This is a genomic window from Pseudomonas sp. MWU13-3659 (assembly GCF_023757525.1).
Lineage (GTDB): Bacteria > Pseudomonadota > Gammaproteobacteria > Pseudomonadales > Pseudomonadaceae > Aquipseudomonas > Aquipseudomonas entomophila_E.
Genome location: NZ_JAMSHW010000002.1, coordinates 58,140 through 81,283, shown reverse-complemented (window position 1 = coordinate 81,283; position 23,144 = coordinate 58,140). Strand labels below are relative to the sequence as shown.

General features: G+C 65.6%; 16 protein-coding genes. 11 read left to right on the top strand and 5 right to left on the bottom strand.

The genetic code is table 11. The features are described 5' to 3' along the window. Positions 1 to 34: 34 nt before the first annotated feature. Together glgX and NGM28_RS02750 are read left to right on the top strand one after the other, a co-directional pair. Positions 35 to 2,188 (top strand): glycogen debranching protein GlgX, encoded by a 2,154-nt coding sequence (gene glgX / locus NGM28_RS02755; protein WP_252088608.1) that lies wholly within the window; start codon positions 35 to 37, stop codon positions 2,186 to 2,188. A gap of 595 nt (positions 2,189 to 2,783) precedes the next feature. Beyond that, positions 2,784 to 3,860 carry an autotransporter domain-containing protein gene (locus tag NGM28_RS02750; protein ID WP_252088607.1) on the top strand — a complete coding sequence of 359 codons (1,077 nt, stop codon included), beginning with the start codon at positions 2,784 to 2,786 and terminating at the stop codon, positions 3,858 to 3,860. 81 nt (positions 3,861 to 3,941) lie between these two features. On the opposite strand, the gene glgB is transcribed toward NGM28_RS02750, so the two are convergent. The 3 genes from glgB to NGM28_RS02735 form a co-directional block, all read right to left on the bottom strand. Further along, positions 3,942 to 6,152 (bottom strand): 1,4-alpha-glucan branching protein GlgB, encoded by a 2,211-nt coding sequence (gene glgB, locus NGM28_RS02745; RefSeq protein WP_252088606.1) that lies wholly within the window; start codon positions 6,150 to 6,152, stop codon positions 3,942 to 3,944. Between the two features lie 160 nt (positions 6,153 to 6,312). Continuing rightward, positions 6,313 to 9,630, bottom strand: a complete 3,318-nt coding sequence (gene treS / locus NGM28_RS02740; protein ID WP_252088605.1) for a maltose alpha-D-glucosyltransferase — start codon at positions 9,628 to 9,630, stop codon at positions 6,313 to 6,315. A gap of 148 nt (positions 9,631 to 9,778) precedes the next feature. Further along, a complete protein-coding gene (locus NGM28_RS02735; RefSeq protein WP_252088604.1) occupies positions 9,779 to 11,797 on the bottom strand; it encodes an alpha-1,4-glucan--maltose-1-phosphate maltosyltransferase in 2,019 nt (672 codons plus the stop codon). 138 nt (positions 11,798 to 11,935) lie between these two features. On the opposite strand from NGM28_RS02735, the gene NGM28_RS02730 reads away from it, so the two are divergent. Further along, positions 11,936 to 12,103 (top strand): hypothetical protein, encoded by a 168-nt coding sequence (locus NGM28_RS02730; protein ID WP_240063233.1) that lies wholly within the window; start codon positions 11,936 to 11,938, stop codon positions 12,101 to 12,103. Between the two features lie 91 nt (positions 12,104 to 12,194). Beyond that, positions 12,195 to 12,413, top strand: a complete 219-nt coding sequence (locus NGM28_RS02725) for a DUF2970 domain-containing protein (RefSeq protein ID WP_213660525.1) — start codon at positions 12,195 to 12,197, stop codon at positions 12,411 to 12,413. Positions 12,414 to 12,597: 184 nt separating this feature from the next. Here the strand turns inward: NGM28_RS02725 and NGM28_RS02720 are convergent, their stop codons facing one another. Then, on the bottom strand, positions 12,598 to 13,134 hold the full coding sequence (locus NGM28_RS02720; protein WP_252088603.1) for an RrF2 family transcriptional regulator: 537 nt from the start codon (positions 13,132 to 13,134) through the stop codon (positions 12,598 to 12,600). A 269-nt stretch (positions 13,135 to 13,403) separates the two neighbouring features. Here NGM28_RS02720 and NGM28_RS02715 point away from each other — a divergent pair, with 269 nt between their 5' ends. After that, the gene (locus NGM28_RS02715) at positions 13,404 to 14,606 is read left to right on the top strand and encodes an NAD(P)/FAD-dependent oxidoreductase (protein ID WP_252088602.1); all 1,203 of its coding nucleotides are present in this window, start codon (positions 13,404 to 13,406) and stop codon (positions 14,604 to 14,606) included. Positions 14,607 to 14,825: 219 nt separating this feature from the next. Continuing rightward, positions 14,826 to 16,451 carry a methyl-accepting chemotaxis protein gene (locus tag NGM28_RS02710; RefSeq protein ID WP_252088601.1) on the top strand — a complete coding sequence of 542 codons (1,626 nt, stop codon included), beginning with the start codon at positions 14,826 to 14,828 and terminating at the stop codon, positions 16,449 to 16,451. A 75-nt stretch (positions 16,452 to 16,526) separates the two neighbouring features. Here the strand turns inward: NGM28_RS02710 and NGM28_RS02705 are convergent, their stop codons facing one another. Then, entirely contained in the window at positions 16,527 to 17,930 is a 1,404-nt protein-coding gene (locus tag NGM28_RS02705) for a purine-cytosine permease family protein (protein ID WP_252088600.1), read from the bottom strand. A gap of 316 nt (positions 17,931 to 18,246) precedes the next feature. On the opposite strand from NGM28_RS02705, the gene NGM28_RS02700 reads away from it, so the two are divergent. The 5 genes from NGM28_RS02700 (at position 18,247) to NGM28_RS02680 (ending at position 23,136) form a co-directional block, all read left to right on the top strand. Then, positions 18,247 to 18,732, top strand: a complete 486-nt coding sequence (locus NGM28_RS02700) for a flavin reductase family protein (RefSeq protein WP_252088599.1) — start codon at positions 18,247 to 18,249, stop codon at positions 18,730 to 18,732. Positions 18,733 to 18,883: 151 nt separating this feature from the next. After that, complete coding sequence (locus tag NGM28_RS02695) at positions 18,884 to 19,924, top strand: LLM class flavin-dependent oxidoreductase (protein ID WP_252088598.1); 1,041 nt, start codon at positions 18,884 to 18,886, stop codon at positions 19,922 to 19,924. Between the two features lie 236 nt (positions 19,925 to 20,160). Beyond that, positions 20,161 to 20,757, top strand: a complete 597-nt coding sequence (locus NGM28_RS02690) for an amino acid synthesis family protein (RefSeq protein ID WP_252088597.1) — start codon at positions 20,161 to 20,163, stop codon at positions 20,755 to 20,757. Positions 20,758 to 20,824: 67 nt separating this feature from the next. Further along, positions 20,825 to 21,658, top strand: a complete 834-nt coding sequence (locus NGM28_RS02685; RefSeq protein ID WP_252088596.1) for an alpha/beta fold hydrolase — start codon at positions 20,825 to 20,827, stop codon at positions 21,656 to 21,658. Then, entirely contained in the window at positions 21,655 to 23,136 is a 1,482-nt protein-coding gene (locus NGM28_RS02680) for an aldehyde dehydrogenase (protein ID WP_252088595.1), read from the top strand. The genes NGM28_RS02685 and NGM28_RS02680 overlap by 4 nt, the downstream gene beginning before the upstream one ends. Positions 23,137 to 23,144: the final 8 nt, after the last annotated feature.

The window sequence follows — 23,144 nt, the reverse complement described above, 5'->3', positions numbered from 1 at the left end:
CACCCAAGCATTCCCCCGCACCATGAGGACTGCCATGAGCCCCCGCGCCCCGAAGAAAACCCGCTCCGTCGCCCCGTCGCGCATCCGCGAAGGCCTGCCCTTCCCGCTCGGCGCCACCTGGGATGGCCTGGGGGTCAACTTCGCCCTGTTCTCGGCCAACGCCAGCAAGGTCGAACTGTGCCTGTTCGACTCGACCGGCGAGCACGAGCTCGAGCGCATCGAGCTGCCCGAGTACACCGACGAGATCTACCACGGCTACCTGCCGGACGCCCACCCCGGCCTGGTCTACGGCTACCGCGTGCACGGCCCGTACGACCCGGCCAACGGCCATCGCTTCAACCCCAACAAGCTGCTGATCGACCCCTACGCCAAGCAGCTGGTGGGCACGCTGAAATGGTCCGAGGCGCTGTTCGGCTACACCATCGGCCACCCCCACGGCGACCTGTCGTTCGACGAGCGCGACAGTGCGCCCTTCGTGCCCAAGTGCAAGGTGATCGACCCGGCCTTCACCTGGGGCCGCGACCAGCTCGTACAGATCCCCTGGGAGCGCACGATCCTCTACGAGGCCCACGCCCGCGGCATCAGCATGCGCCACCCCGCGGTACCGGAGGACTTGCGCGGCACCTTCGCCGGCCTTGCCAACGACGAGCTGCTCGGGCACATCAAGGCGCTTGGCGTGTCGAGCATCGAGCTGCTGCCGATCCACGCCTTCGTCAACGACCAGCACCTGCTGGACAAGGGCCTGAACAACTACTGGGGCTACAACAGCATCGCCTTTTTCGCCCCCCACCCGCGCTACCTGGCCAGCGGCAAGATCGCCGAGTTCAAGGAGATGGTCGCGCACCTGCACGACGCTGGGCTCGAGGTGATCCTCGACGTGGTCTACAACCACACCGCCGAAGGCAACGAGCGCGGCCCGACGCTGTCGATGCGCGGCATCGACAACGCTTCGTACTACCGCCTGATGCCCGACGACAAACGCTTCTACATCAACGACTCCGGCACCGGCAACACCCTCGACCTGAGCCACCCCTGCGTGCTGCAACTGGTCACCGACTCGCTGCGCTACTGGGCCGGCGAAATGCACGTGGACGGCTTCCGCTTCGACCTGGCGACCATTCTCGGGCGTTACCACGACGGCTACAGCGAGCGCCATGGTTTCCTCGTTGCCTGCCGCCAGGACCCGATGCTCAGCCAGGTCAAGCTGATCGCCGAGCCCTGGGACTGCGGCCCTGGCGGCTACCAGGTGGGCAACTTCGCCCCCGGCTGGGCGGAGTGGAACGACCGCTTCCGCGACACCGTGCGCAGTTTCTGGAAGGGCGACGAAGGCATGCTCGCCGACTTCGCCGCACGCATGACCGCCTCGGGCGACCTGTTCAACAACCGCGGCCGGCGCCCCTACGCCTCGGTCAACTTCGTCACCGCCCACGACGGTTTCACCCTGCGCGACCTGGTCTCGTACAACGAGAAACACAACGAGGACAACGACGAGAACAACCAGGACGGCACCAACAACAACCTGTCGTGGAACTGCGGCGTGGAAGGCCCCACCGACGACCCGCAGGTCAACGCCCTGCGCATGCGCCAGATGCGCAACTTCTTCGCCACCCTTCTGCTGGCCCAGGGCACGCCGATGATCGTCGCCGGCGACGAATTCAGCCGTACCCAGCACGGCAACAACAACGCCTACTGCCAGGACAGCGAGATCGGCTGGGTGAACTGGGACCTGGACCAGGACGGCAAGGACCTGCTGGCCTTCGTCAAGCGCCTGACCCGGCTGCGCCTGGCCTACCCGATCCTGCGCCGCTCGCGCTTCCTGGTCGGCGACTACAACGAGGCGATCGGCGTCAAGGACGTGACCTGGCTCGCCCCCGACGGCGAGGAGATGACCGTCGAGCAGTGGGAAGACCCGCACGGGCGCTGCCTGGGCATGCTGATGGACGGCCGCGCCCAGGTCAGCGGCATCGCCCGGCCCGGCGCCGAGGCGACGTTGCTGCTGATCGTCAATGCCTACCACGACGTGGTGCCGTTCACGCTGCCGACGGTGCCGGAGGGCGACTACTGGAGCTGCCTGGTGGACACCGACCGACCGGAGATGCGCAAGCCGCAGCACCTGCAGTTCGAGACGGTGTTCGAGGTCAAGGGGCGGTCGTTGCTGCTGATGGCGTTGCAACGTGAAGAGGAATGAGTGGTGGCGGCCAGGTGCCTGGGGATGGCCTTGCAGCGCCCCGGAGATCGAGCGCCGCTTTCGCGGCGCATCGCGGATGAATCCGCTCCTACATCTGTTGCAACGTGCCGCACCTTTCAGGCCATGGTTGCCTGCCTTGGCGCAAGGCTTGAGGCCGATGGGGGTTCTGTAGGAGCGGATTCATCCGCGATGCGCCGCGAAGGCGGTGCTCGATCCCATAGACGCTACAACTCTACCGTTGAACACCCAGAAAACACCGACGCTAGCAACGATTCGGCATAGCGCGGGAACGGTAAATCACCATTATCGATATACCAACTTCAAACATTCCAAAAATCAAACAGTTGCATTGATAAACGAGCCTTTACCACGCCATTCACGTTTTCTTGACGCAAGCCCCGTCCTCTCCTTAGCTGAACAGTAATCAGCAGACGTAAAAACGCGTGCCGGGCCTCTAGCTCGCGCCTTCGTGCGCGCCCTTCGAGGTTGGCGCGCTGGCTTGGGTCGCCCTGTTTCTGACGTACAGCACGTGACATGAGGCCTGTTCTGCGGTTGCCCCACGCGCTGTCCCTCAACCCTCAACAGGAGATCCGCCATGAAAAGCACCTCGAATCCGTCGCGTTTCGATGTCTTTTTCTACGCGGTTTCCACGTCGCTGCTTCTGGCAACCCCGGTGGAAACCTTCGCTTTCGAAGCGCAGGAAGGCGAGCCCTTCGCCCGCTTCCTGGAACAGCCCGAGGTGCCGCGACTATCGCTGGACCCGGTGAGTGCCAGCGGCCTCAACCAGGGCTTGCTCAACGCCTTCTCCGAGCGCATGGGCGAGCGCCACGGCCAGGCCATGCCGGACACCATCGCCAGCCAGTGGGCGCAGTTCTTCCCCGGTGCCCCGCGCATCGGCGCCCAGGCGCCGGCGCAACTGGAAGCCCCCAGCCAGCAACTGATGATCGGCCCGGACCTGTTCGTGCGCGAGGCCAGCGACGGCAGCGTGCACCGCGCGGGGATCTTCATGGGGCACAACAACCTGCAGAGCAGCTTCAACGGCATGCGCCCGCTGCTGGGTGACAAGCAGCGCGACGCGGTCAACCTCAGTGGTGAGAGCCTGGGCGTGTACTGGAGCATGACCCACGAGCAGGGCTGGCACGTGGACGCGGTGGCCATGGGCACGCGCATCGACGTCAACGGCCGCTCCCAGGCCGGCGCACGGGTCGATGACAGCGGCCATGCGATGACCTTCTCGGTGGAAGGCGGCTACCCCATCGGTCTGGGCGGCGGCTGGGTGATCGAACCCCAGGCGCAGTTGATCAACCAGCAGTTCTTCCCCGGCAGCCAGGCCCAGGAAGAAACCCTGCAGGCCTTCGACAGCCAGCCCACCTGGAGCGGCCGGGTCGGTGCCAAGCTGTCGGCGCGCTACGAAGTCAGCGGCATGCCCATCGAACCCTACGTGCGTACCAACGTCTGGCATGACTTCAGCAACACCGACACGGTGAAGCTGGACCAGGTGGACAAGATCTCCAGCTCGCGCAGCGCCACCACGGTGGAGTTGGGGTTGGGGCTGGTGGCACGGGTCACGCCCAATGTGGCGCTGTTCGTCAGCGCCGACTACAGCAGCGATGTGGATGACAATGACCTGAATGGGTTGATTGGCAGCCTGGGGGTGCGGATGCGCTGGTAGCGCTGTTCGCCGGCAAGCCGGCTCCTACGCATGCACGATCCCCGTAGGAGCCGGCTTGCCGGCGAATAGCAGCGGCCCGGCCTATGCCGGCTTCATCACCAACACCCCCAACGGCGGCAGGTTCAGCGCAAGCGACAACGGTTGCCCATGGCTGGCAACTTCATCAGCCACCACCGCCCCAAGATTGCCCACGTTCGACCCCGCATACAGCTCGGCATCGCTGTTGAGCAACTCCTGCCAACGCTCGCCGAACGGCACGCCAATCCGGTACCCCTCCCGCGGCACCGGGGTGAAGTTGGCCACCACCAGCAGCGGCTCGCCCTGGCTGCTCCAGCGCAACCAGGCATACACGCTGTTGTGTGCGTCGTCACCGATCAGCCACTGGAAACCCTGGGGCTGGCAGTCCTGCTCGTGCAGCGCCGGCAGCTCGCGGTACAGCCGGTTGAGGTCGGTCACCAGCTTCTGCACGCCCTGGTGCTCGGAGTACTGCAACAAGTACCAGTCCAGTTGCTGGTCATGGTTCCACTCGCGCCACTGGCCGAACTCGCAGCCCATGAACAGCAGCTTCTTGCCCGGGTGGGTCCACATGAACGTCAGGTAGGCGCGCAGGTTGGCGAACTTCTGCCAGCGGTCGCCGGGCATCTTGTCGATCAACGAGTGCTTGCCGTGTACCACCTCGTCGTGGGAGATGGGCAGGATGAAGTGCTCGGAGTAGGCGTAGATCAGCCCGAAGCTCATCTCGTTGTGGTGGTAGGTGCGGTGGATCGGGTCGTTCTGGATGTAGTGCAAGGTGTCGTGCATCCAGCCCATGTTCCACTTGTAGGCGAACCCCAGCCCGCCCTGCTGCACCGGCTGGCTGACGCCGGGCCAGGCGGTGGACTCTTCGGCGATGATCAGCGCGCCCGGTGCTTCATGGGCGGCCACGCTGTTGAGGTGGCGGATGAAGTCGATGGCCTCGAGGTTTTCGCGCCCGCCGTGACGGTTGGGCACCCACTCGCCGGCCTTGCGCGAGTAGTCGCGGTAGAGCATCGAAGCCACCGCGTCCACGCGCAGGCCGTCGATGTGGAAGTGCTTGAGCCAGTGCAGCGCCGAGGCCAGCATGAAGCCGCGCACCTCGTTGCGGCCGAGGTTGTAGATCAGCGTGTTCCAGTCCTGGTGGAAGCCCTCCAGCGGATTTTCGTATTCGTACAGCGCAGTGCCGTCGAAACGCGCCAGGCCATGCTCGTCGGTGGGGAAATGCGCCGGCACCCAGTCGAGAATCACACCGATGCCACCCCGGTGGCAGGCGTCGACGAAGGCGGCGAAATCCTCGGCGCTGCCATAGCGGGACGTAGGTGCGAACAGCGACAACGGCTGGTAGCCCCAGGAGCCGCCAAACGGGTGCTCCATGATCGGCATCAGCTCGATGTGGGTGAAGCCCAGCGCCTGGACATAGGGGACAAGACGGTCAACCAGTTCGCGCCAGTTGTAGAAGCGCGCGACCTCGCCGGCATCATCCAGCTCGCAACGCCAGGAGCCGGCATGCAGCTCGTAGATCGACAGCGGTGCGCTGTAGGCGTGGCGCTGGGCCCGCTGTTCCATCCAGTAGTGATCGCGCCAATCGTGGGCCAGCGCCCCGGCCACCTTCGACGCGGTGCTCGGCGGCAGCTCGGTGGCGCGGGCCAGAGGGTCGGCCTTGAGCGGCAGCACACCGTCCTGGCCGAGCACTTCGAACTTGTAGGTTTCCCCCACCCCGAGCCGGGGCACGAACAGCTCCCACACCCCGGCGCTGTGGCGCAGGCGCATGGGGTGGCGGCGGCCATCCCAGTTGTTGAAATCGCCGACCACCGACACCCGCCGGGCATTGGGTGCCCACACCGAGAAGCACACGCCGTCGATGCCATCGACCTGGATCGGCTGTGCGCCGAAGCGCCCGGACAGGTCGCGGTGGTTGCCCTCGGAGAACAGGTACATGTCCATGTCGCCCAACTGCGGGCCGAAGCTGTAGGGGTCCTCGGTGACCTGCTCGCCACCGGCCCAGACGATCTGCAAGCGATACGGATGCACTTCGCCCAGGTGCGCGGTGAACAGCCCTGGCAGGCTGGCTGGCTGCATGTCAGCGAGCACTCGCTCGTCGTGGCGCGCCAGCACGCGCACGCCCAGGGCGTTAGGCAGGAAGGCACGGATCAATTGGCCGCCCGCACCATCGGAGTGCGGGCCGAGTACGGCGAACGGGTCGGCGTGCTCGGCGCGGGCCAGGGCATCCAGGTCCCGTTGCCGAAGGCCGCCGTTGTCACGCGTGGTTGCATTCATCTCACTGCCCCTTCTCATAGGTTCTTAATAATGCCCCGCCCTACCCCCTGTAGGAGCGGCTTCAGCCGCGATCACCCGCAAAGCGGGTGCCAGCCACCGCGCTGCCTTCATCGCGGCTGAAGCCGCTCCTACAGAGGTATTGCGCATGGCCTTGGGGAACTCAGCTCTCCCCCCAGGTACAGATCAGCCCATGCAGCCCATGCAAAGGCACGGCCAGCCAGCCCGGCCGGTTCTCGGCTTCATAGGTGATTTCGTAAGCGGCCTTCTCCAGGCAGAACAGTTCCAGTGCCGCGCGCTCCCCTTCCGCCTGCTGCCAGGCATGGGGCATGGCCGTGGTGGCCAAGCCATAGGCTTCGACGAAGGCATGGCGCGACTGGTGCAGGTACTGCCGGGCGACCCGCTGACGGGCCTGGCGCGCTGCGTCGGAAAGATCGACCGCCGAGGCGCTGCGCAGGATCATCGCAGCAGCATAGTCGAAGGAACGCAGCACGCCGCTGACATCCTTGTACGGGCTGTGCCGGGCGCGGCGCTCATCCAACGGACGCGACGGCTCGCCCTCGAAATCGATCAGGTAGGCATCACCCTGCACCACCAGCACCTGGCCCAGGTGCAGGTCGCCATGCACACGCATCAGCAAACCGCCCTGGGCTTGCCGGGCAAGGTTGTCGATGTGCTGGGCAAGGCTTTCGCGCTGTTGCAGCAGTTCATCGACCAGGGCCTGGCTGTCGCCGTCCAGCGCGGCGCGGTGCTCGGCCAGCAGGTCGAGGGCATGGCTGAGCTCGGCGCCGATCTGGCGGCTCCAGCGCTGGCTGTCCTGTTCATCGCTTGCCCGTGGCTGGAAGGCCGGTTCCTCGGTCGGCGCGGCCAGCAACAGGTGCATCTCGCCCAGGCGCTGGCCGAGCAAGGCGGCGAAACCGGTGAGCTCGGCCAGGGCATCGGTGTGCGCGTCCACCTCGCCAGTGGCGGGTTCCATCTGGTCGCGGATCGCCCGCTCCAGGGTGTTCTGGGTCCAGCTCCAGGCATCGCCCTGGTTGCTCAGGTAACCCTGGGCGATCATCAGCAGGTGCGGCTCGCCCGCCGCGTCCACGCGGCTGACCCAGGCCAGCAATGGCGAGATATTGGCAAAGCCCGCAGCGGTGAGGTAGGCGCTCATTTCCAGCTCCGGGTGAATGCCCGGATTGACCCGGCGGATCAACTTGAGCACCAGGCTGCCGCCCACCACCACCGAACTGTTGGACTGCTCGGCGCTGAGGTAGCGCACTTCGCTTTCGTCATCGATGCCCAGTGCGGCCAGTTGTGCCGTGCAGGTGAAACGCAGCTCGCCCAGGCCATCACCACAGGGCAGCCGGGTGTTGCCCTGGCAGGCCTGCAGCACCGCACGGACAAAGGGCTCCAGCACGAAGGCATCGGTGATCAAGCCCACCTGCCGCCCGCGCCGCACCCGGGACAGCGCCAGCTGCTGGGGTGGCGCGGCACTGATCTGCTCTTCCGGCAGCAGGCCAAACGGCAGCTGGTAACGGCTGACCACGCCCTCGCTGTGCACCTCGAGTTCGGCAAGCAACGTCGGCAAGGTGGCCGTGGCGAAGCGCACACCGTAGTGCAAGCGCACCTGGTCGACCGGCCCTTCCTTGCCGGCGAACCAGCGCCGTTTGGGCAGGTACTGCGGCAGTATCGAGTGCTCCAGGATGTCGCGCGAAGGCGCTTCGAGCAGTTCCTCCAGGCGCTTGCGCAGCACCAGGGTGGTCAGTTCGGGCAACCCTTCGCTGGGCTGGATATGCCAGCTGGGCATGCGGTCATGGGCCGCCAGCAGGAACCAGTAGAAACCGTAGGGTGGCAAGGTGAGCAGGAACGGCAACTGGCCGATAGGCGGGAAGGCACTGCCGCCGAGCATCTCCACCGGGACCTTGTCGGCGTACTGCGACAACTCCAGCTCCGCGGCCTGGGCAGTGCGCGAGACATTGGCCACGCACAGCACGATATCGTTATTGCCGTTTGCGTCGGTGTACTCACGCAGGTAGGCAAGGATGCGCCGGTTGCTTGGGCTGAGCATCTTCATGCTGCCCCGGCCGAAGGCCTTCTGCTGGCTGCGCACCGCCAGCAGGCGACGGTTCCAGTTGAGCAGCGAATGCGGGTCGTGGGCCTGGGCCTCGACGTTGATGGTCTGGTAGCCGTACAGCGGGTCCATGATCGGCGGCAGCACCAGGCGCTGCGGGTCGGCCCGGGAGAACCCGCCGTTGCGGTCCGGCGACCACTGCATGGGGGTGCGCACGCCATCGCGGTCGCCCAGGTAGATGTTGTCGCCCATGCCCAGCTCGTCGCCGTAGTACAGGGTCGGGGTGCCGGGCATCGACAGCAGCAGGCTGGTGAGCAGTTCGATGCGCCGACGGTCGCGTTGCAGCAGTGGCGCCAGGCGCCGGCGGATGCCGAGGTTGATGCGTGCGCGACGGTCTTCGGCGTAGTAGTTCCACAGGTAGTCGCGCTCGCGGTCGGTGACCATCTCCAGGGTGAGTTCATCGTGATTGCGCAGGAAGATCGCCCACTGGCAGTTGGCCGGGATCTCCGGGGTCTGGCGCAGGATGTCGGTGATCGGGAAGCGGTCCTCCATGGCCAGGGCCATGTACATGCGCGGCATCAGCGGGAAGTGGAAGGCCATGTGGCATTCGTCACCGTCGCCCTCGCCGAAGTACGGCCGGGTGTCCTCCGGCCACTGGTTGGCCTCGGCCAGCAGCATGCGGTCAGGGTAGTTGGCGTCGATCTCGGCACGAATCGCCTTGAGCACCCCATGAGTCTCGGGGAGGTTCTCGTTGTTGGTGCCGTCACGTTCGATCAGGTAGGGAATGGCATCCAGGCGCAGGCCGTCGACACCGATGTCGAGCCAGAAACGCATCACGTCGATCACCGCCTTCATCACGTGCGGGTTGTCGAAGTTGAGGTCTGGTTGGTGCGAGTAGAAGCGGTGCCAGAAGTACTGGCCGGCGACCGGGTCCCAGGTCCAGTTGGACTTCTCGGTGTCGAGGAAGATGATCCGCGTGCCGTCGTATTTCTGGTCGTCGTCGGACCATACGTAGAAGTCCCGGGCCTTGCTGCCGCGCTTGGCGTGGCGGGCCTTCTGGAACCAGGGGTGCTGGTCGGAGGTGTGGTTGATGACCAGCTCGGTGATCACCCGCAGGCCACGCTTGTGGGCCTCGGCGATGAAGCGCTTGGCGTCGGCCATGCTGCCGTAGTCCGGGTGCACGGCCTTGTACTCGGCGATATCGTAGCCGTCGTCGCGCCGGGGCGAGGGGTAGAACGGCAGCAGCCAGAGGGTGTTGACGCCCAGCTCGGCGATGTAGTCGAGCTTGCCGATCAGCCCCGCGAAGTCGCCGATGCCGTCGTTGTTCGAGTCGAAGAACGATTTGACGTGCAGCTGGTAGATCACCGCGTCCTTGTACCACAGCGGATCGTCGATGAAGGCTGCCGGGCGGGAACGCTTGGCCATGTGCGACTCCTTGCTTCTACTGGTTCAGCACGCCCCTGTAGGAGCGGCCTTGTGCCGCGAAAGGGCTGCGCAGCAGCCCCAGCGATATCTGCAGCGCCGCTGCAATCCTGGGGCCGCTTCGCGCCCCTTTCGCGGCACGAGGCCGCTCCTACAGGGCTTTTTCGATACGCCAGATGCCGAACGGCTGCTGCCAGGGCTCGATGCGCATCCACTGGGTCTTGCCGTGCCAGGTCCAGCGGTGGCCGTTCATCAGGTCCTCGCCCAGGGTGTCGGCGTTGTCGTCCAGCCCCAGCTCCCACAACGGCAGTTCGAAACTGGCCTCCTGGGCGTTGTAGGGGTCGAGGCTGATGGCGACGAGGATGACGTTGTCGCGCGCGGGGGTGCGCTTGGCGAAGTAGAGGATGTTGTCGTTCCAGCAGTTGAGGAACACAACCCCCAGGTGCGTCTGCAGCGCGCGGTTCTGCCGGCGGATGCGATTGAGCTGGGCGATCTCGGCGACGATATTGCCCGGCTGGTTGAAGTCACGCGGGCGAATCTCGTACTTCTCCGAATCCAGGTACTCCTCCTTGCCTGGCAGCGGTGTGCCCTCGCACAGCTCGAAGCCCGAATACATGCCCCACAACCCCGAGCCCATGGTCGCCAGGGCGGCGCGGATGAGAAAGCCCGGGCGGCCGGCGGTCTGCAGGAAGAAGGGGTTGATGTCCGGCGTGTTGACGAAGAAGTTAGGCCGGTAGCACTGGCTCCAGGGCGGCTGGTTCAGTTGCTCGAAGTACTCGCGCAGCTCCTGCTTGCTGTTGCGCCAGGTGAAGTAGGTGTAGCTCTGGGCGTAGCCGACCTTGCCCAGGCGCGCCATCATCGCCGGGCGGGTGAAGGCTTCGGCGAGGAAGATGACGTCGGGGTACTGGCTACGCACATTGGCGATCAACCATTGCCAGAACGGCAGCGGCTTGGTGTGCGGGTTGTCGACGCGGAACGTCCTGACCCCCTCCTCCACCCAGCCGACCACCACGTCGCGCAGGGCCAGCCACAGTGACGGCACCGCTTCGGGGGCATAGAAGTCGACATTGACGATGTCCTGGTATTTCTTCGGTGGGTTCTCGGCGTAACGGATGCTGCCGTCGGGGCGCCAGCTGAACCAGCCCGGGTGCTCGGTCAGCCAGGGATGGTCCTGGGAGCACTGGATGGCGAAGTCCAGGGCGATTTCCAGGCCGAGTTCGGCAGCCGCGGCCACCAGCCGGCGGAAGTCGTCGCGGCTGCCCAACTGCGGGTGGATGGCGTCGTGGCCACCTTCGGGGCTGCCAATGGCGTAGGGGCTGCCGGGGTCGCCAGGCTCGGCCTGGAGCGCATTGTTGCGGCCCTTGCGGTGCTTCATGCCGATGGGGTGGATGGGCGGGAAGTACAGCACGTCGAAACCCATGTCGCGGATCATCGGCAGGCGCTGGTGCACATCGTCGAAGGTGCCGTGGCGCTGCGGATCATCGGTGACCGAACGCGGGAACAGCTCGTACCAACTGGCGAACAGCGCCGCCTCGCGGTCGACATCCACCGGGTACTCGGGGCTGCGGGTCAGGTAACAGCGGTGCTCGGCCTCGCCCATCAGCCGTGCGGCGTCGGGGTGCAGCAGCAGTGCCACCTGGTCGTCCACCGGCAGCTCGGGCAGGCGTTCGCACAGTTGCCCGAGCTGCTCGCGCAAGGCACCGTCACTGCGCTCGATACCCTTGCCCAGCAACAGGCGCCCCTCTTCGAGCTCCAGGCGCACGTCCACGCCTGCAGCGTATTTCTTCTCCAGGTCATGGCAATAGGTGGCGAACGGGTCGATCCAGGCCTGGATACTGAACAGGTGCAGCCCGAGGTCGTTGGGGGTGAACTCAGCCAGCCACAAGTCGTTGCCCGGCGAGTGCATGGCCACGCAATGCCAGCGCCGGCTGTGGGCCTGGCGCCAGTGCAGTGTCACCGCCAGGCGATCGTGGCCGTCGCTGTAGACCTTTGCGCTCACGTCGACCTTCTGCCCGCGCACCGCCTTGGCCGCGAAGGCACCGGCATCGAGCACCGGGCTTGCGTCCTCGATCACGATGCGGGGCGCCAGCAACGCTTGCGACAGGCTGATGGCCTGGTCCGGGTGATCGTTGGCCGTGGGCCCGCTTTCGAAGGGCTCGTTACCTGACATCGCACTCGCTCCGTTTGGCTGGTGGCGGTAAGGGTTCAGAGCCGTGCTGGCGCGCGGGGGTTCAAAAAAAATGAGCGAATGACGGTGGCCAGGGTCGAAGCCTGCACTACCTCTTCATTCACCCCGCGAGGTCAGGCCATGAACATTCCCATTCCACCGGAGACACCCGATCCCAACATCGACGACCCGACGTTGCCACCGCCGGTGCCTGAACACGACCCGGACGAGCTGCCGATCAGACCGACCGTGCCGCCGACCGTGGGCGATCCGCCCAGCGAGGAGCCTCCGGTGAAAGGGCAAGGATAGCCAAAGCTGGCCGGATGAGTGGGCGCTGCGGGCAGCCTGCCGATCGATCTCCTACACTGGTCGTGATTGCTTCTGGCTTGAGGAGCCACTCATGGACGATCATGATTCCGGCAAGGCGCCCGGGTTCTGGCAGATGCTGCAAAGTGTGCTGGCGGCGGCGTTTGGCGTGCAGAGCGGCAAGAACCGGGCGCGGGATTTCACCTATGGCAAGGCCAGTCATTTCATCGTGATGGGGACGGTGTTCACCCTGGTGTTCATTTTCGTATTGATTGGGCTGGTGCAGTTGGCGATGCATCTGACCGCGCGGTGATTGGGGCGGCCAGGGGCGGTGGTCTTGCGGCGTGCTTGAGATCGAGCGCCACCCGCGCGGCGCATCGCGGATAAATCCGTTCCTACATTCGCCGTCGCCCCACCTGCCTGTGTAGGAGCGGATTCATCCGCGATGCGCCGCAGGGCGGCGCTCGGTCTTGAGGGCACTGCAAATCACCAGCAGATCAAACCTCCACCACCGGAATATCCCCGCCCTTCCCGTCCCGCCGCTCGCTCATCCAGTCATTGACCTTCTGCCCGAACTCCGCCGGCGCCTTGCGCCCGAACCGCCGCGCCAGGTCGAGAATGGTCTGCTGCGCCAGCGCCTCCTCCATGCGCTTCTGCGCCCCCAGCATCACCGCATGGATCGCGCAGGTGCCCTCGGTCGCCCACCCCGGCGCCGAGCCCTCGAACACCGCGCAACGCTCGCGGATCTCCCGGCAGTCGAAGATCTTCTTCGCCCCATCGATGGCCGTGACGATATCCAGCACAGTGATCTCGTCCGACGGCCGCGCCAGGCGAAACCCGCCGCGCACACCCTCGGTGGCCACCACCAGCCCGGCCCGGGCCAGCTTGGTGAACACCTTGGCCAGGTACTCCTGGGGCACCCCCTGCAGTTCGGCCAGGTCGCGCACGCTGGCCTCGCGGCTGTCCCCGCGCTCGTCCACCAGGAACAACAGGCAATGGATGCCGTACTCGACGCCAGCACTGTAAAGCGACATGTCAATCTCCGACTGAATTTGTCGCAAATAGTACGCCTTCCAAGAAACACAAGCAAAGCCATCCCGTGCCGTCCGTCGTTCGCCAAAAAAACCTGAAGCGGCCGAAAGCCTTTAACCATGACGTTTGCGACAGGTTCCAACAGCGCCATCGACAGGGTCGGACGGAAAAAACACTTGCCCCGATAAACTACGATCAATACAGTCGTAGTTATTCGCCAGGCAGCCAAACCCTGACCGAAGCCCCTTTCCCACCCTTGCGGAGCCCCCACATGACTTCCCATATCCTGATCATCGGTGCCGGCTTTGCCGGTGTCTGGAGCGCCCTGAGCGCCGCCCGCCTGCTCGACCAGGCCCAGCGTGGCGACGTGCGCATCAGCGTGCTCGCCCCGCAACCGGAACTGCGTATCCGCCCGCGCTTCTACGAGGCCGACGTGCACACCTTGAAGGCCCCGGTGGGCGAACTGCTCGACGCGGTCGGGGTCGCGTTCATCCACGGCAACGCCGACCATATCGACAGCGCCGCACGCCAGGTCGGTTACCTCGACGGCAACGGCCAGCGCCAGCAGCTCGGTTACGACCGCCTGATCCTCGCCGCCGGCAGCCAGGTCGCCCGCCCCGCCGTGCCGGGCCTGGCCGAGCACACCTTCGATGTCGACCAGATGGAATCGGCCGTGCGCCTGGAGCAGCACCTGGTCGCCCTGGCCATGCAACCAGCCTCCCCCGCACGCAACACTGTGGTGGTCTGTGGCGGTGGTTTCACCGGCATCGAGACCGCCACCGAAATGCCTGCCCGCCTGCGTGCCATCCTCGGCGAAGGCAATGCCCAGGTGATCCTGGTCGACCGTGGCCAGAGCATCGGCGCGGCCTTGGGCGCGGGTATCACCCCGTCCATCGTCGCCGCCAGTGAACAGGCCGGCGTGCAGTGGCTGACCAACACCTCGGTGGTGGCGGTCGACGCCGGTGGCGTGACCCTCGACAACGGCGAATACATCGCCAGCAAGACGGTGATCTGGACCGTGGGCGTCAAGGCCAGCCCGCTGACCGCGCAAATCGACGGTGAACGCGATGGCTTCGGCCGCCTGCGGGTCGACGACCACCTGAAGGTGGTTGGCCAGGCGCACATCTACGCCACCGGCGACACCGCCTGGGCCAAGGTCGACGAACTGGGCAACCACGCCCTGATGACCTGCCAGCACGCCATCCCCATGGGCCGCCACTCGGGCAACAACGCCATGGCCGACCTGCTGGGCCTGGCGCCGGTGGCCTACCGCCAGCCCAAGTACGTCACCTGCCTCGACCTGGGTGACTGGGGCGCGGCGTACAGCGAAGGCTGGGCACGCGAACTGGTACTCCAAGGCCAGGAAGGCAAGCACCTCAAGCGCCAGATCAACTCGGTGTGGATCTACCCGCCCGCCGCTGATCGCGCGCAAGCCTTGGCGGCCGCCGACCCGATGATCCCGATCGTGGCGTGACGCTAAAAGACAGGCCCGTCTCGTAAGTGACGGGCCTTTCAATTTTCGTTATTACATTGAATGACTGGTCAATAATAGTGGCGTTATGGCACTATCGAAGAAAAACAATACGAAAAATGAGGAAATCACACCCCCCACGCAGTGCATCGAGAGCCTGAACCACCGAGCCCGGTAAACCCGCGCTCTTGACGCCTGCCAGCCATCGTCAAGGAGCGTTGCATGCAATTAAGGAACATGAAGATCGGCATTCGGGCAGCCAGTGTGTTCACCCTCCTCGGGATCCTGGTCCTGGCCATGGGCCTGATCGCCCTGTATGAAACCCGCAAGATGGACCGCGCCACGGACGAGATCCGTATCACCTGGATGCCTGCGGTCATCGCCCTGGGCGATGTCAGCACCAACCTGGGCCGGGCCCGTGCCCTCACCTTGCGCAGTGCCCTCGAGGACGACCCCGCCACCCGCCACGCCACCCTGGCCCGCATCGTCGAGGTCAACCAGCAACTCGAAGGCGACCTCAAGGCCTACGAAAGCACCATCATCGCCCAGGACGATCGCGCCCTGTTCACCACCTTCACGAGCCTGAGCGAGCGCTACCACGGCCTGCAGAAAGCCATCCGCGAGGCGGCTGGCAACGACCAGCTGGACGAAGCCCGGCGCCTGGCCAACGGCCCGCTGGCCGAGTATGCCGACAGCATGATGAAGGCCCTGGGCGCACTGGTGGAATACAACACCCAGGGCGCCGAACAGGCCTCGTTACGAAGCAGCAACGCTTCCGACGAGGCCTTCAAGTTGCTGGTCGGTGCCCTGGTGGTGATCCTGCTGGCACTGGTGGCCATCTCCACCCTGCTCACCCGCAGCATCGTGCTGCCGCTGGCCGACGCCGTGGCGGTGGCCGAGCGCGTCGCCGTCGGCGACCTGACCCGCGACATCGTAGTGACCGGCCGCGACGAACCGGCCCTGCTGCTGCGCGCCCTCGGCCAGATGCAACAGAGCCTGCGCGAGACACTGCGCAAGATTGCCGCCTCCTCCGACCAACTGGCCTCGGCCTCGGAAGAACTGCACACCGTCACCGAAGACACCAGCCGCGGCCTGCACCAGCAGAGCGCCGAGATCGACCAGGCCGCCACGGCGGTCAACCAGATGACCGCCGCCGTGGAAGAAGTGGCGAACAACGCGGTGAGCACGGCCGACGCCTCCAAAGGCGCCGACCAGAACACCCGCGACGGCCGCGACCGGGTCAACCAGGCCCTGAGCTCGATCCAGCTGCTGGTCGCGGACGTGACCGGCACCTCGCAGGAGATCGAACAGCTGGCCACCCGCGCCAACGAGATCAGCCAGGTACTCGATGTGATCGGCTCGATCGCCGGGCAGACCAATCTGCTGGCCCTCAACGCCGCCATCGAAGCCGCCCGCGCCGGCGAGGCCGGGCGTGGTTTCGCCGTGGTCGCCGACGAAGTGCGTGCCCTGGCCCACCGCACCCAGCAGTCCACGGCTGAGATCGAACAGATGATCGGTGGTATCCAGACCGGCACCGAGCGCGCGGTGAGCGCGATGCACAGCAGCCAAGGCCGGGCCAATGGCACGCTGGAGGTGGCGCAGTCGGCCGGGCAGGCGCTGGAAGTGATCGCCGAAGCCATCACCGCGATCAACCAGCGCAACCTGGTGATCGCCAGCGCCTCCGAACAGCAGGCGCAGGTGGCGCGGGAGGTGGACCGCAACCTGGTGAACATCCGCGACCTGGCGATGCAGACCTCGGCGGGGGCCAACCAGACCAGCGCGGCGGCGCAGGATCTGTCGCGGCTGGCGGTGGAATTGAACGGGATGGTGGCGCAGTTCAAGGTCTGACAGCAGCCCGTTCGCCGGCAAGCCGGCTCCTACAGCGATCCCCTGTAGGAGCCGGCTTGCCGGCGAACCGCCCTGTCAGTCATTCACCTCAATCACCCGCCCCGCCTTCACCGGCTGGCTGCGCGTCGCCAGGCAGTAATACAACGGCACCGTCACGATCAACCCGAACAACCACGACAGGTCCGCCCCTTCGACGATCTTCGAATACGGCCCCACATACAGCGACGTATTGGCAAACGGCAACTGCACCAGGATGCCGCAGGCATAGGCAATGATCGCGTGGTGGTTGAAGCGGCCATAGATCCCCCCATCGGCACGGAAGATCGACGCAATGTCGTACTGGCCCTTCTTGATCAGGTAGAAGTCGACCAGGTTGATCGACGCCCACGGCACCAGCACCAGCAGCAATGCCAGGATCAACCCGATGAACTGGCCGATGAAGCCCGCCGACGCATTCAGCGCCACCAGCCCGCAACCCGCCAGGATCACCGAAGCCAACACCACCCGCACCTTGATGCTCGGCGTCCACTGCGCCGCGAAGGTCTGGATCGCGGTGACGATCGACAGCACCGCGCCGTACAGGTTGAGGGCGTTGTGGCTGATGATGTTGAGCAGGAACAGCACCATCAGGATCGGTCCCAGCCAACCCGTGGCCTGCTTGACCGCCTCCATCGCGTCGGTGCCTGCGGGTACGCACAGCACCGCCACCGCCCCGAAGCTGAAGCACAGGATGGTACCGAGCGTGGCACCGAAATAGGTGGCCCAGAACGGCCTGGCGATACCCACTTCACGCGGCAGGTAGCGCGAATAATCGGAGGTGTACGGCGAGAAGCTGATCTGCCAGATAGTGCCCAGCGACACGGTGGCGATGAAGCCCGACAGGTTGAAGGCGCCACGGCTGAAGAAGTCGGCCGGCAGGTCCTGGACGAACATCATGATGAAGCCGGCCAGCAGTGCCGAACCCATCACCCAGGTGCCGATGCGGTTGAGGATATGGATGAAGCGGTAGCCGATCACGCCAATGGCCGTCGCGCTCAACGCACCGATCACGATGGCGCCCGGCATCGGCACGCTCGGGGTAATGCCGTGAATGGTCTTGCCGGCCAGGACGATGTTGGAAATGAAGAAGCCGACATAGATCAGCGCAGTGAAGAACACGATCAGCAGCGCGCCGTAGCGGCCGAACTGGCCACGGCTCTGCACCATCTGCGGAATGCCCAGCTGCGGCCCCTGCGCCGAGGCCAGGGCGATCACCACGCCGCCGGCCAGATGCCCCAGCACGATGGCGACCAGGCCCCACAGCAGGTTCAGGTGGAACACCTGGATCACCATGGCGCCGGTGACGATGGGCAGTGGCGCGATGTTGGTGCTGAACCAGAGGGTGAACAGGTCGCGCGCCTTCCCGTGGCGCTCGGCAGGTGGCACGTAATCGACCGTGTGGTTTTCGACAAACGTGTGTTGCGACGACGGTTGGGACATAGGATTTCAGCTCGAAAGGTCGTTTTTATCGTTGTAAGGAAACCGCTCGGGGCGGCCTCTAAGCTGCGCACCATATTATGGTATTCCAAGCTTTTGACAACACTGCACCGGGCTTTTTCGGCGCAGCTGATCCGCTCTCTATCCTTGCTCCGCGCACTGTTTTCAGCGGCCACGCCAATGAATCCGGGGGGCTGTGCCGTTCATCGCGTTCTGCGCGGGCTGGAAAATTCCGCTTGCAAAGAAGGTATTACGGTATACCATCAGACACATCAACGATAAAAACCGCGGACCACCGCAGCCCCTCGAGGATCACACCATGATCGACGCAACCGTCTACAAGCACGTCCTGGGTTCCTTCCCGTCCGGCGTCACGGTCATCACCACCCTGGACGACGACGGCTCGATCGTCGGCCTCACCGCCAGCGCCTTTTCGTCCTTGTCGATGGAGCCGCCGCTGGTGCTGTTCTGCCCCAACTACAGTTCCGACTCCTACCCTGTACTGATCAAGAACAAACGCTTCGCCATTCACCTGCTCTCCGGTGAGCAACAGGCCGAAGCCTATGCGTTCGCCAAAAAGGGCAAGGACAAGGCGGCGGGTATCGACTGGACCTTGAGCGAGCTGGGCAACCCGATCCTGGCCGGCGCCACCGCCGTCATCGAGTGCGAACTGTGGCGCGAATACGAAGGCGGTGACCACGCGATCATGGTGGGCAAGGTACACAACCTGATCGTCCCGCAAGAGGCGCCCCGCCCAATGGTCTATTGCCGCGGCAAGATGGCCAGCCTGCCGGCCTTCGCCTGAACACTCAGCAGGGGACCGTGTAGGAGCGGGTTTACCCGCGAACACCGGCGAAGCCGGTGCCATCCACCGCGTCGCCCGCTTCGCCGGCAAGCCGGCGCCTACAGAAAAGCCTGCCCGGCAGGCGACAACAACAAGCTCCGAGGAAAGCCCCATGAAATTTTCGCTGTTCGTGCACATGGAACGTTGGGATGAACAGGTCAGCCACCGCCAGCTGTTCGAAGACCTGACCGAACTGACCCTGATGGCCGAGGACGGCGGTTTCAGCACCGTGTGGATCGGCGAGCACCACGCCATGGAGTACACCATCTCGCCGAGCCCGATGCCGCTGCTGGCTTACCTTGCCGCACGCACCGAGAAGATCCGCCTGGGCGCCGGCACCCTCATCGCGCCGTTCTGGAACCCGCTGCGCGTGGCCGGCGAATGCGCCCTGCTCGACGTGATCAGCAACGGCCGCATGGAAGTGGGCCTGGCCCGCGGCGCCTACCAGTTCGAATTCGACCGCATGGCCAATGGCATGCCAGCCACCGACGGCGGCAAGGCCCTGCGCGAGATGGTGCCGGTGGTGCGCAAGTTGTGGCAGGGCGACTGCGCCCACGACGGCGAGGTGTACAAGTTCCCCACCTCCACCAGCGTGCCGAAGCCGTTCAACACCGCGCCGCCGATGTGGATCGCCGCCCGCGACCCCGACTCGCACAACTTCGCCGTGGCCAACGGCTGCAATGTCATGGTCACCCCGCTGATGAAGGGCGACGAGGAAGTGCTGGACCTGAAGAACAAGTTCCAGGCCGCCCTCGACAACAACCCCGGCGTGCCGCGCCCGCAACTGATGGTGCTGCGCCACACCCATGTGCACAGCTCGGCCGAGCCGGACGGCTGGAAGGTCGGCGCCCAGGCCATTTCGCGCTTCTACCGCACCTTCGATGCCTGGTTCGGCAACAAGACCGTCCCGGTCAATGGCTTCCTTGAACCGAGCCCGGAGTCGAAGTTCGCCGAAGTGCCGGCGTTCCAGCTGGAGAACATCCGCAAGAACACCATGATCGGCACACCCGAGGAGATCATCGCGCGCATCCGCTACTACCAGGAACTGGGGGTCGACGAGTTCAGCTTCTGGTGCGACAACAGCCTGCCCCATAGCGAGAAGAAGAAGTCGCTGGCGTTGTTCATCAAGGAAGTGGTGCCGGCGTTCGCCTGAATTCCCTTTGCCTGAATGATTGCGGGATCGGCCCGCTCGCGTGGGTCTTCCCGGCCCATGAGAGCGGGCTTTTTTTTGCGGCCGGTTCCTACGGGCCTCTGTAGGAGCCGGCTTGCCGGCGAACCACCCCACCTTTCATCCCCCGGCCAGAGAATTTTCCAACGCCCTCTTGCACATCAAATATTATGGTATACCATCAGACAACAAGACCTGATCACCCTACCCAGGAGCCCTCCATGAGTTTCGAAATCCGCAAGATCGTCACCTACTCCGAAGAGACCCGCATCGAAGGCGGCAAGGCCACCGACACGCCGGTGACCATGGTCGGCCTGGCCGTGGTGGTCAAGAACCCCTGGGCCGGTCGCGGTTTCGTCGAAGACCTCAAGCCTGAAATCCGCGCCAACTGCTCCGACCTCGGCGCGCTGATGGTCGAGCGCCTGACCGCCGCCATCGGCGGTGCCGACAAGATCGAGGCCTACGGCAAGGCCGCCGTGGTCGGCGCCGACGGCGAGATCGAGCACGCCTCGGCGGTGATCCACACCCTGCGCTTCGGCAACCACTACCGCGAAGCCGTGCAGGCCAAGAGCTACCTGAGCTTCACCAACAAGCGCGGCGGCCCCGGCACCTCGATCCAGATCCCGATGATGCAGAAGGACGACGAGGGCCTGCGTTCGCACTACATCACCCTGGAAATGCAGATCGAGGACGCCCCGCGCGCCGACGAGATCGTCGTGGTGCTGGGCGCCGCCGACGGTGGCCGCCTGCACCCGCGCATCGGCAACCGCTACATCGACCTGGAAGAACTGGCGGCGGAAAAGGCCAACGCTCGATAACAACAACCTAGACGGGCCTGGGCGTGGCGAACTCCCCGCCGCGCCCGACCTTCAAGGAGCGCCCTCGATGATTCAGCCTGTCGCTGAACGTACACCGGCCGGGACCAGCTACCTGGCCCTCGGCCAGGGCCACCCCGTGGTGCTGATCCACGGCGTGGGCCTGAACAAGGAAATGTGGGGCGGGCAGTTCGTGGGCCTGGCCAACGACTACCGCGTCATCGCCTACGACATGCTCGGCCACGGCCACAGCCGCGTGCCCGCCGCCGACACCGCGCTGGAAGGCTACGCCGACCAGCTCGCCGAACTGCTCGACCACCTGCAGGTCCCGCAAGCCACCGTGATCGGCTTCAGCATGGGCGGCCTGGTCGCCCGCGCCTTCGCCCTCAACCACCCGCAACGCCTCGAAGCGCTGGTGGTGCTCAACAGCGTGTTCAACCGCACCCCCGAACAGAGCGCCGGGGTCATCGCCCGCGCCGCCCAGGCGCAGGCCCTGGGCCCGGACGCCAACGTCGACGCCGCGCTGGATCGCTGGTTCAGCCGCGAATACAAGGCCGCCAACCCGGCCCAGGTCGCCGCCATTCGCCAGGTGCTGGCCAGCAACGACCCGCAGGGCTACCACACCACCTACGCGCTGTTCGCCACCCAGGACATGTACCGCGCCGATGACCTGGCCAGCATCCAGGTGCCGACGCTGATCGCCACCGGCGAGCTCGATGCCGGCTCCACCCCGGCCATGGCCCGTCAGCTCGCCGCGCGCATACCCGGCGCCCACTGCGTGGTGCTCGCCGAGCAACGGCATATGATGCCGGTGGAAGCACCGCGCGAAGTCAACAAGATGCTGCTGGACTTCCTCAGGCAGGCCCGCACCCTCACCGAATCCGCCAAGGGGATAGTTGCATGACCCTCGTTCGTTTCCAGATGTGCATCGACGGCCAATGGCGCGATGCCCACAGCGGCAAGACCTTCGACAGCCTCGACCCGGCCACCGCCAAGGCCTGGGCGCAATTGCCCGACGCCGATGAAGCCGACGTCGAGCTGGCCGTGCAGGCCGCCCAGCGCGCCTTCGACAGCAAGGCCTGGCGTAGCCTCACCGCCACCGCCCGGGGCAAGCTGCTGCGCCGCCTCGGCGACCTGATCGCCGAGCACAAGGAACACCTGGCCCAGCTGGAAAGCCGCGACAACGGCAAGCTGATCCGCGAGACCCGCGGCCAGGTCGGCTACCTGCCGGAGTTCTTCCACTACACCGCGGGCCTGGCCGACAAGCTCGAAGGCGGCACCTTGCCGCTGGACAAGCCCGACCTGTTTGCCTACACCGTGCACGAACCGATCGGCGTGGTGGCCGGGATCATCCCGTGGAACAGCCCGCTGTACCTCACCGCGATCAAGCTCGCCCCGGCCCTGGCCGCCGGCAACACCATCGTGCTCAAACCCTCCGAGCACGCCTCGGCGACCATCCTCGAACTGGCCCGCCTGGCGCTGGAGGCCGGCTTCCCGGCCGGCGTGGTCAACGTGGTCACCGGCTTCGGCCCGAGCACCGGCGCGGCGCTGACCCGCCACCCGCTGGTGCGCAAGATCGCCTTCACCGGCGGCGCCGCCACCGCCCGCCATGTGGTGCGCAGCAGCGCCGAGAACTTCGCCAAGCTGTCGCTGGAACTGGGCGGCAAGTCGCCCAACATCATCTTCGCCGACGCCGACCTGGACAGCGCCGTCAACGGCGCGGTGGCCGGTATCTATGCCGCCTCCGGGCAGAGCTGCGTGGCCGGTTCGCGCCTGCTGGTGCAGGACGAAATCTTCGATGAATTCGTCGAGCGCCTGATCGCCCGCGCCCAGCGCATCCGCATCGGCAACCCGCAGGACGACGCCAGCGAAATGGGCCCGATGGCCACCGCCCAGCAACTGGCCGTGGTCGAAGGCCTGGTCGCCGCGGCCAAGGCCGAAGGCGCCCGGCTGCGCATGGGCGGCAAGCGGGCTGAAGTCGAAGGTGACGGCTGGTTCTACGAGCCGACCCTGTTCGAGTGCGACAGCAACGCCATGACCATCATGCAGGAAGAGGTGTTCGGCCCGGTCGCCGCAGTGATTCGCTTCAAGACCGAGGAAGAGGCCCTGGCCATGGCCAACGACTCGCAGTTCGGCCTGGCCGCCGGCATCTGGACCCGCGACCTGGGCCGCGCCCACCGCCTGGCCCGCGACGTGCGCTCGGGGATCATCTGGGTCAACACCTACCGCGCCGTGTCGGCCATGGCCCCGATCGGCGGCTTCAAGAACAGCGGCTACGGCCGCGAGAGCGGCATCGATTCGGTGCTGGCCTATACCGAGCTGAAGACGGTGTGGATCAACCTGTCCACCGCGCCCATGCCCGACCCCTTCGTGATGCGCTAGGAGACCCG

Coding starts and splice junctions, on each gene's coding strand:
- glgX (WP_252088608.1), top strand. CDS start 35: ATGAGCCCCCGCGCCCCGAAGAAAACCCGCTCCGTCGCCCCGTCGCGC.
- NGM28_RS02750 (WP_252088607.1), top strand. CDS start 2,784: ATGAAAAGCACCTCGAATCCGTCGCGTTTCGATGTCTTTTTCTACGCG.
- glgB (WP_252088606.1), bottom strand. CDS start 6,152: ATGAATGCAACCACGCGTGACAACGGCGGCCTTCGGCAACGGGACCTG.
- treS (WP_252088605.1), bottom strand. CDS start 9,630: ATGGCCAAGCGTTCCCGCCCGGCAGCCTTCATCGACGATCCGCTGTGG.
- NGM28_RS02735 (WP_252088604.1), bottom strand. CDS start 11,797: ATGTCAGGTAACGAGCCCTTCGAAAGCGGGCCCACGGCCAACGATCAC.
- NGM28_RS02730 (WP_240063233.1), top strand. CDS start 11,936: ATGAACATTCCCATTCCACCGGAGACACCCGATCCCAACATCGACGAC.
- NGM28_RS02725 (WP_213660525.1), top strand. CDS start 12,195: ATGGACGATCATGATTCCGGCAAGGCGCCCGGGTTCTGGCAGATGCTG.
- NGM28_RS02720 (WP_252088603.1), bottom strand. CDS start 13,134: ATGTCGCTTTACAGTGCTGGCGTCGAGTACGGCATCCATTGCCTGTTG.
- NGM28_RS02715 (WP_252088602.1), top strand. CDS start 13,404: ATGACTTCCCATATCCTGATCATCGGTGCCGGCTTTGCCGGTGTCTGG.
- NGM28_RS02710 (WP_252088601.1), top strand. CDS start 14,826: ATGCAATTAAGGAACATGAAGATCGGCATTCGGGCAGCCAGTGTGTTC.
- NGM28_RS02705 (WP_252088600.1), bottom strand. CDS start 17,930: ATGTCCCAACCGTCGTCGCAACACACGTTTGTCGAAAACCACACGGTC.
- NGM28_RS02700 (WP_252088599.1), top strand. CDS start 18,247: ATGATCGACGCAACCGTCTACAAGCACGTCCTGGGTTCCTTCCCGTCC.
- NGM28_RS02695 (WP_252088598.1), top strand. CDS start 18,884: ATGAAATTTTCGCTGTTCGTGCACATGGAACGTTGGGATGAACAGGTC.
- NGM28_RS02690 (WP_252088597.1), top strand. CDS start 20,161: ATGAGTTTCGAAATCCGCAAGATCGTCACCTACTCCGAAGAGACCCGC.
- NGM28_RS02685 (WP_252088596.1), top strand. CDS start 20,825: ATGATTCAGCCTGTCGCTGAACGTACACCGGCCGGGACCAGCTACCTG.
- NGM28_RS02680 (WP_252088595.1), top strand. CDS start 21,655: ATGACCCTCGTTCGTTTCCAGATGTGCATCGACGGCCAATGGCGCGAT.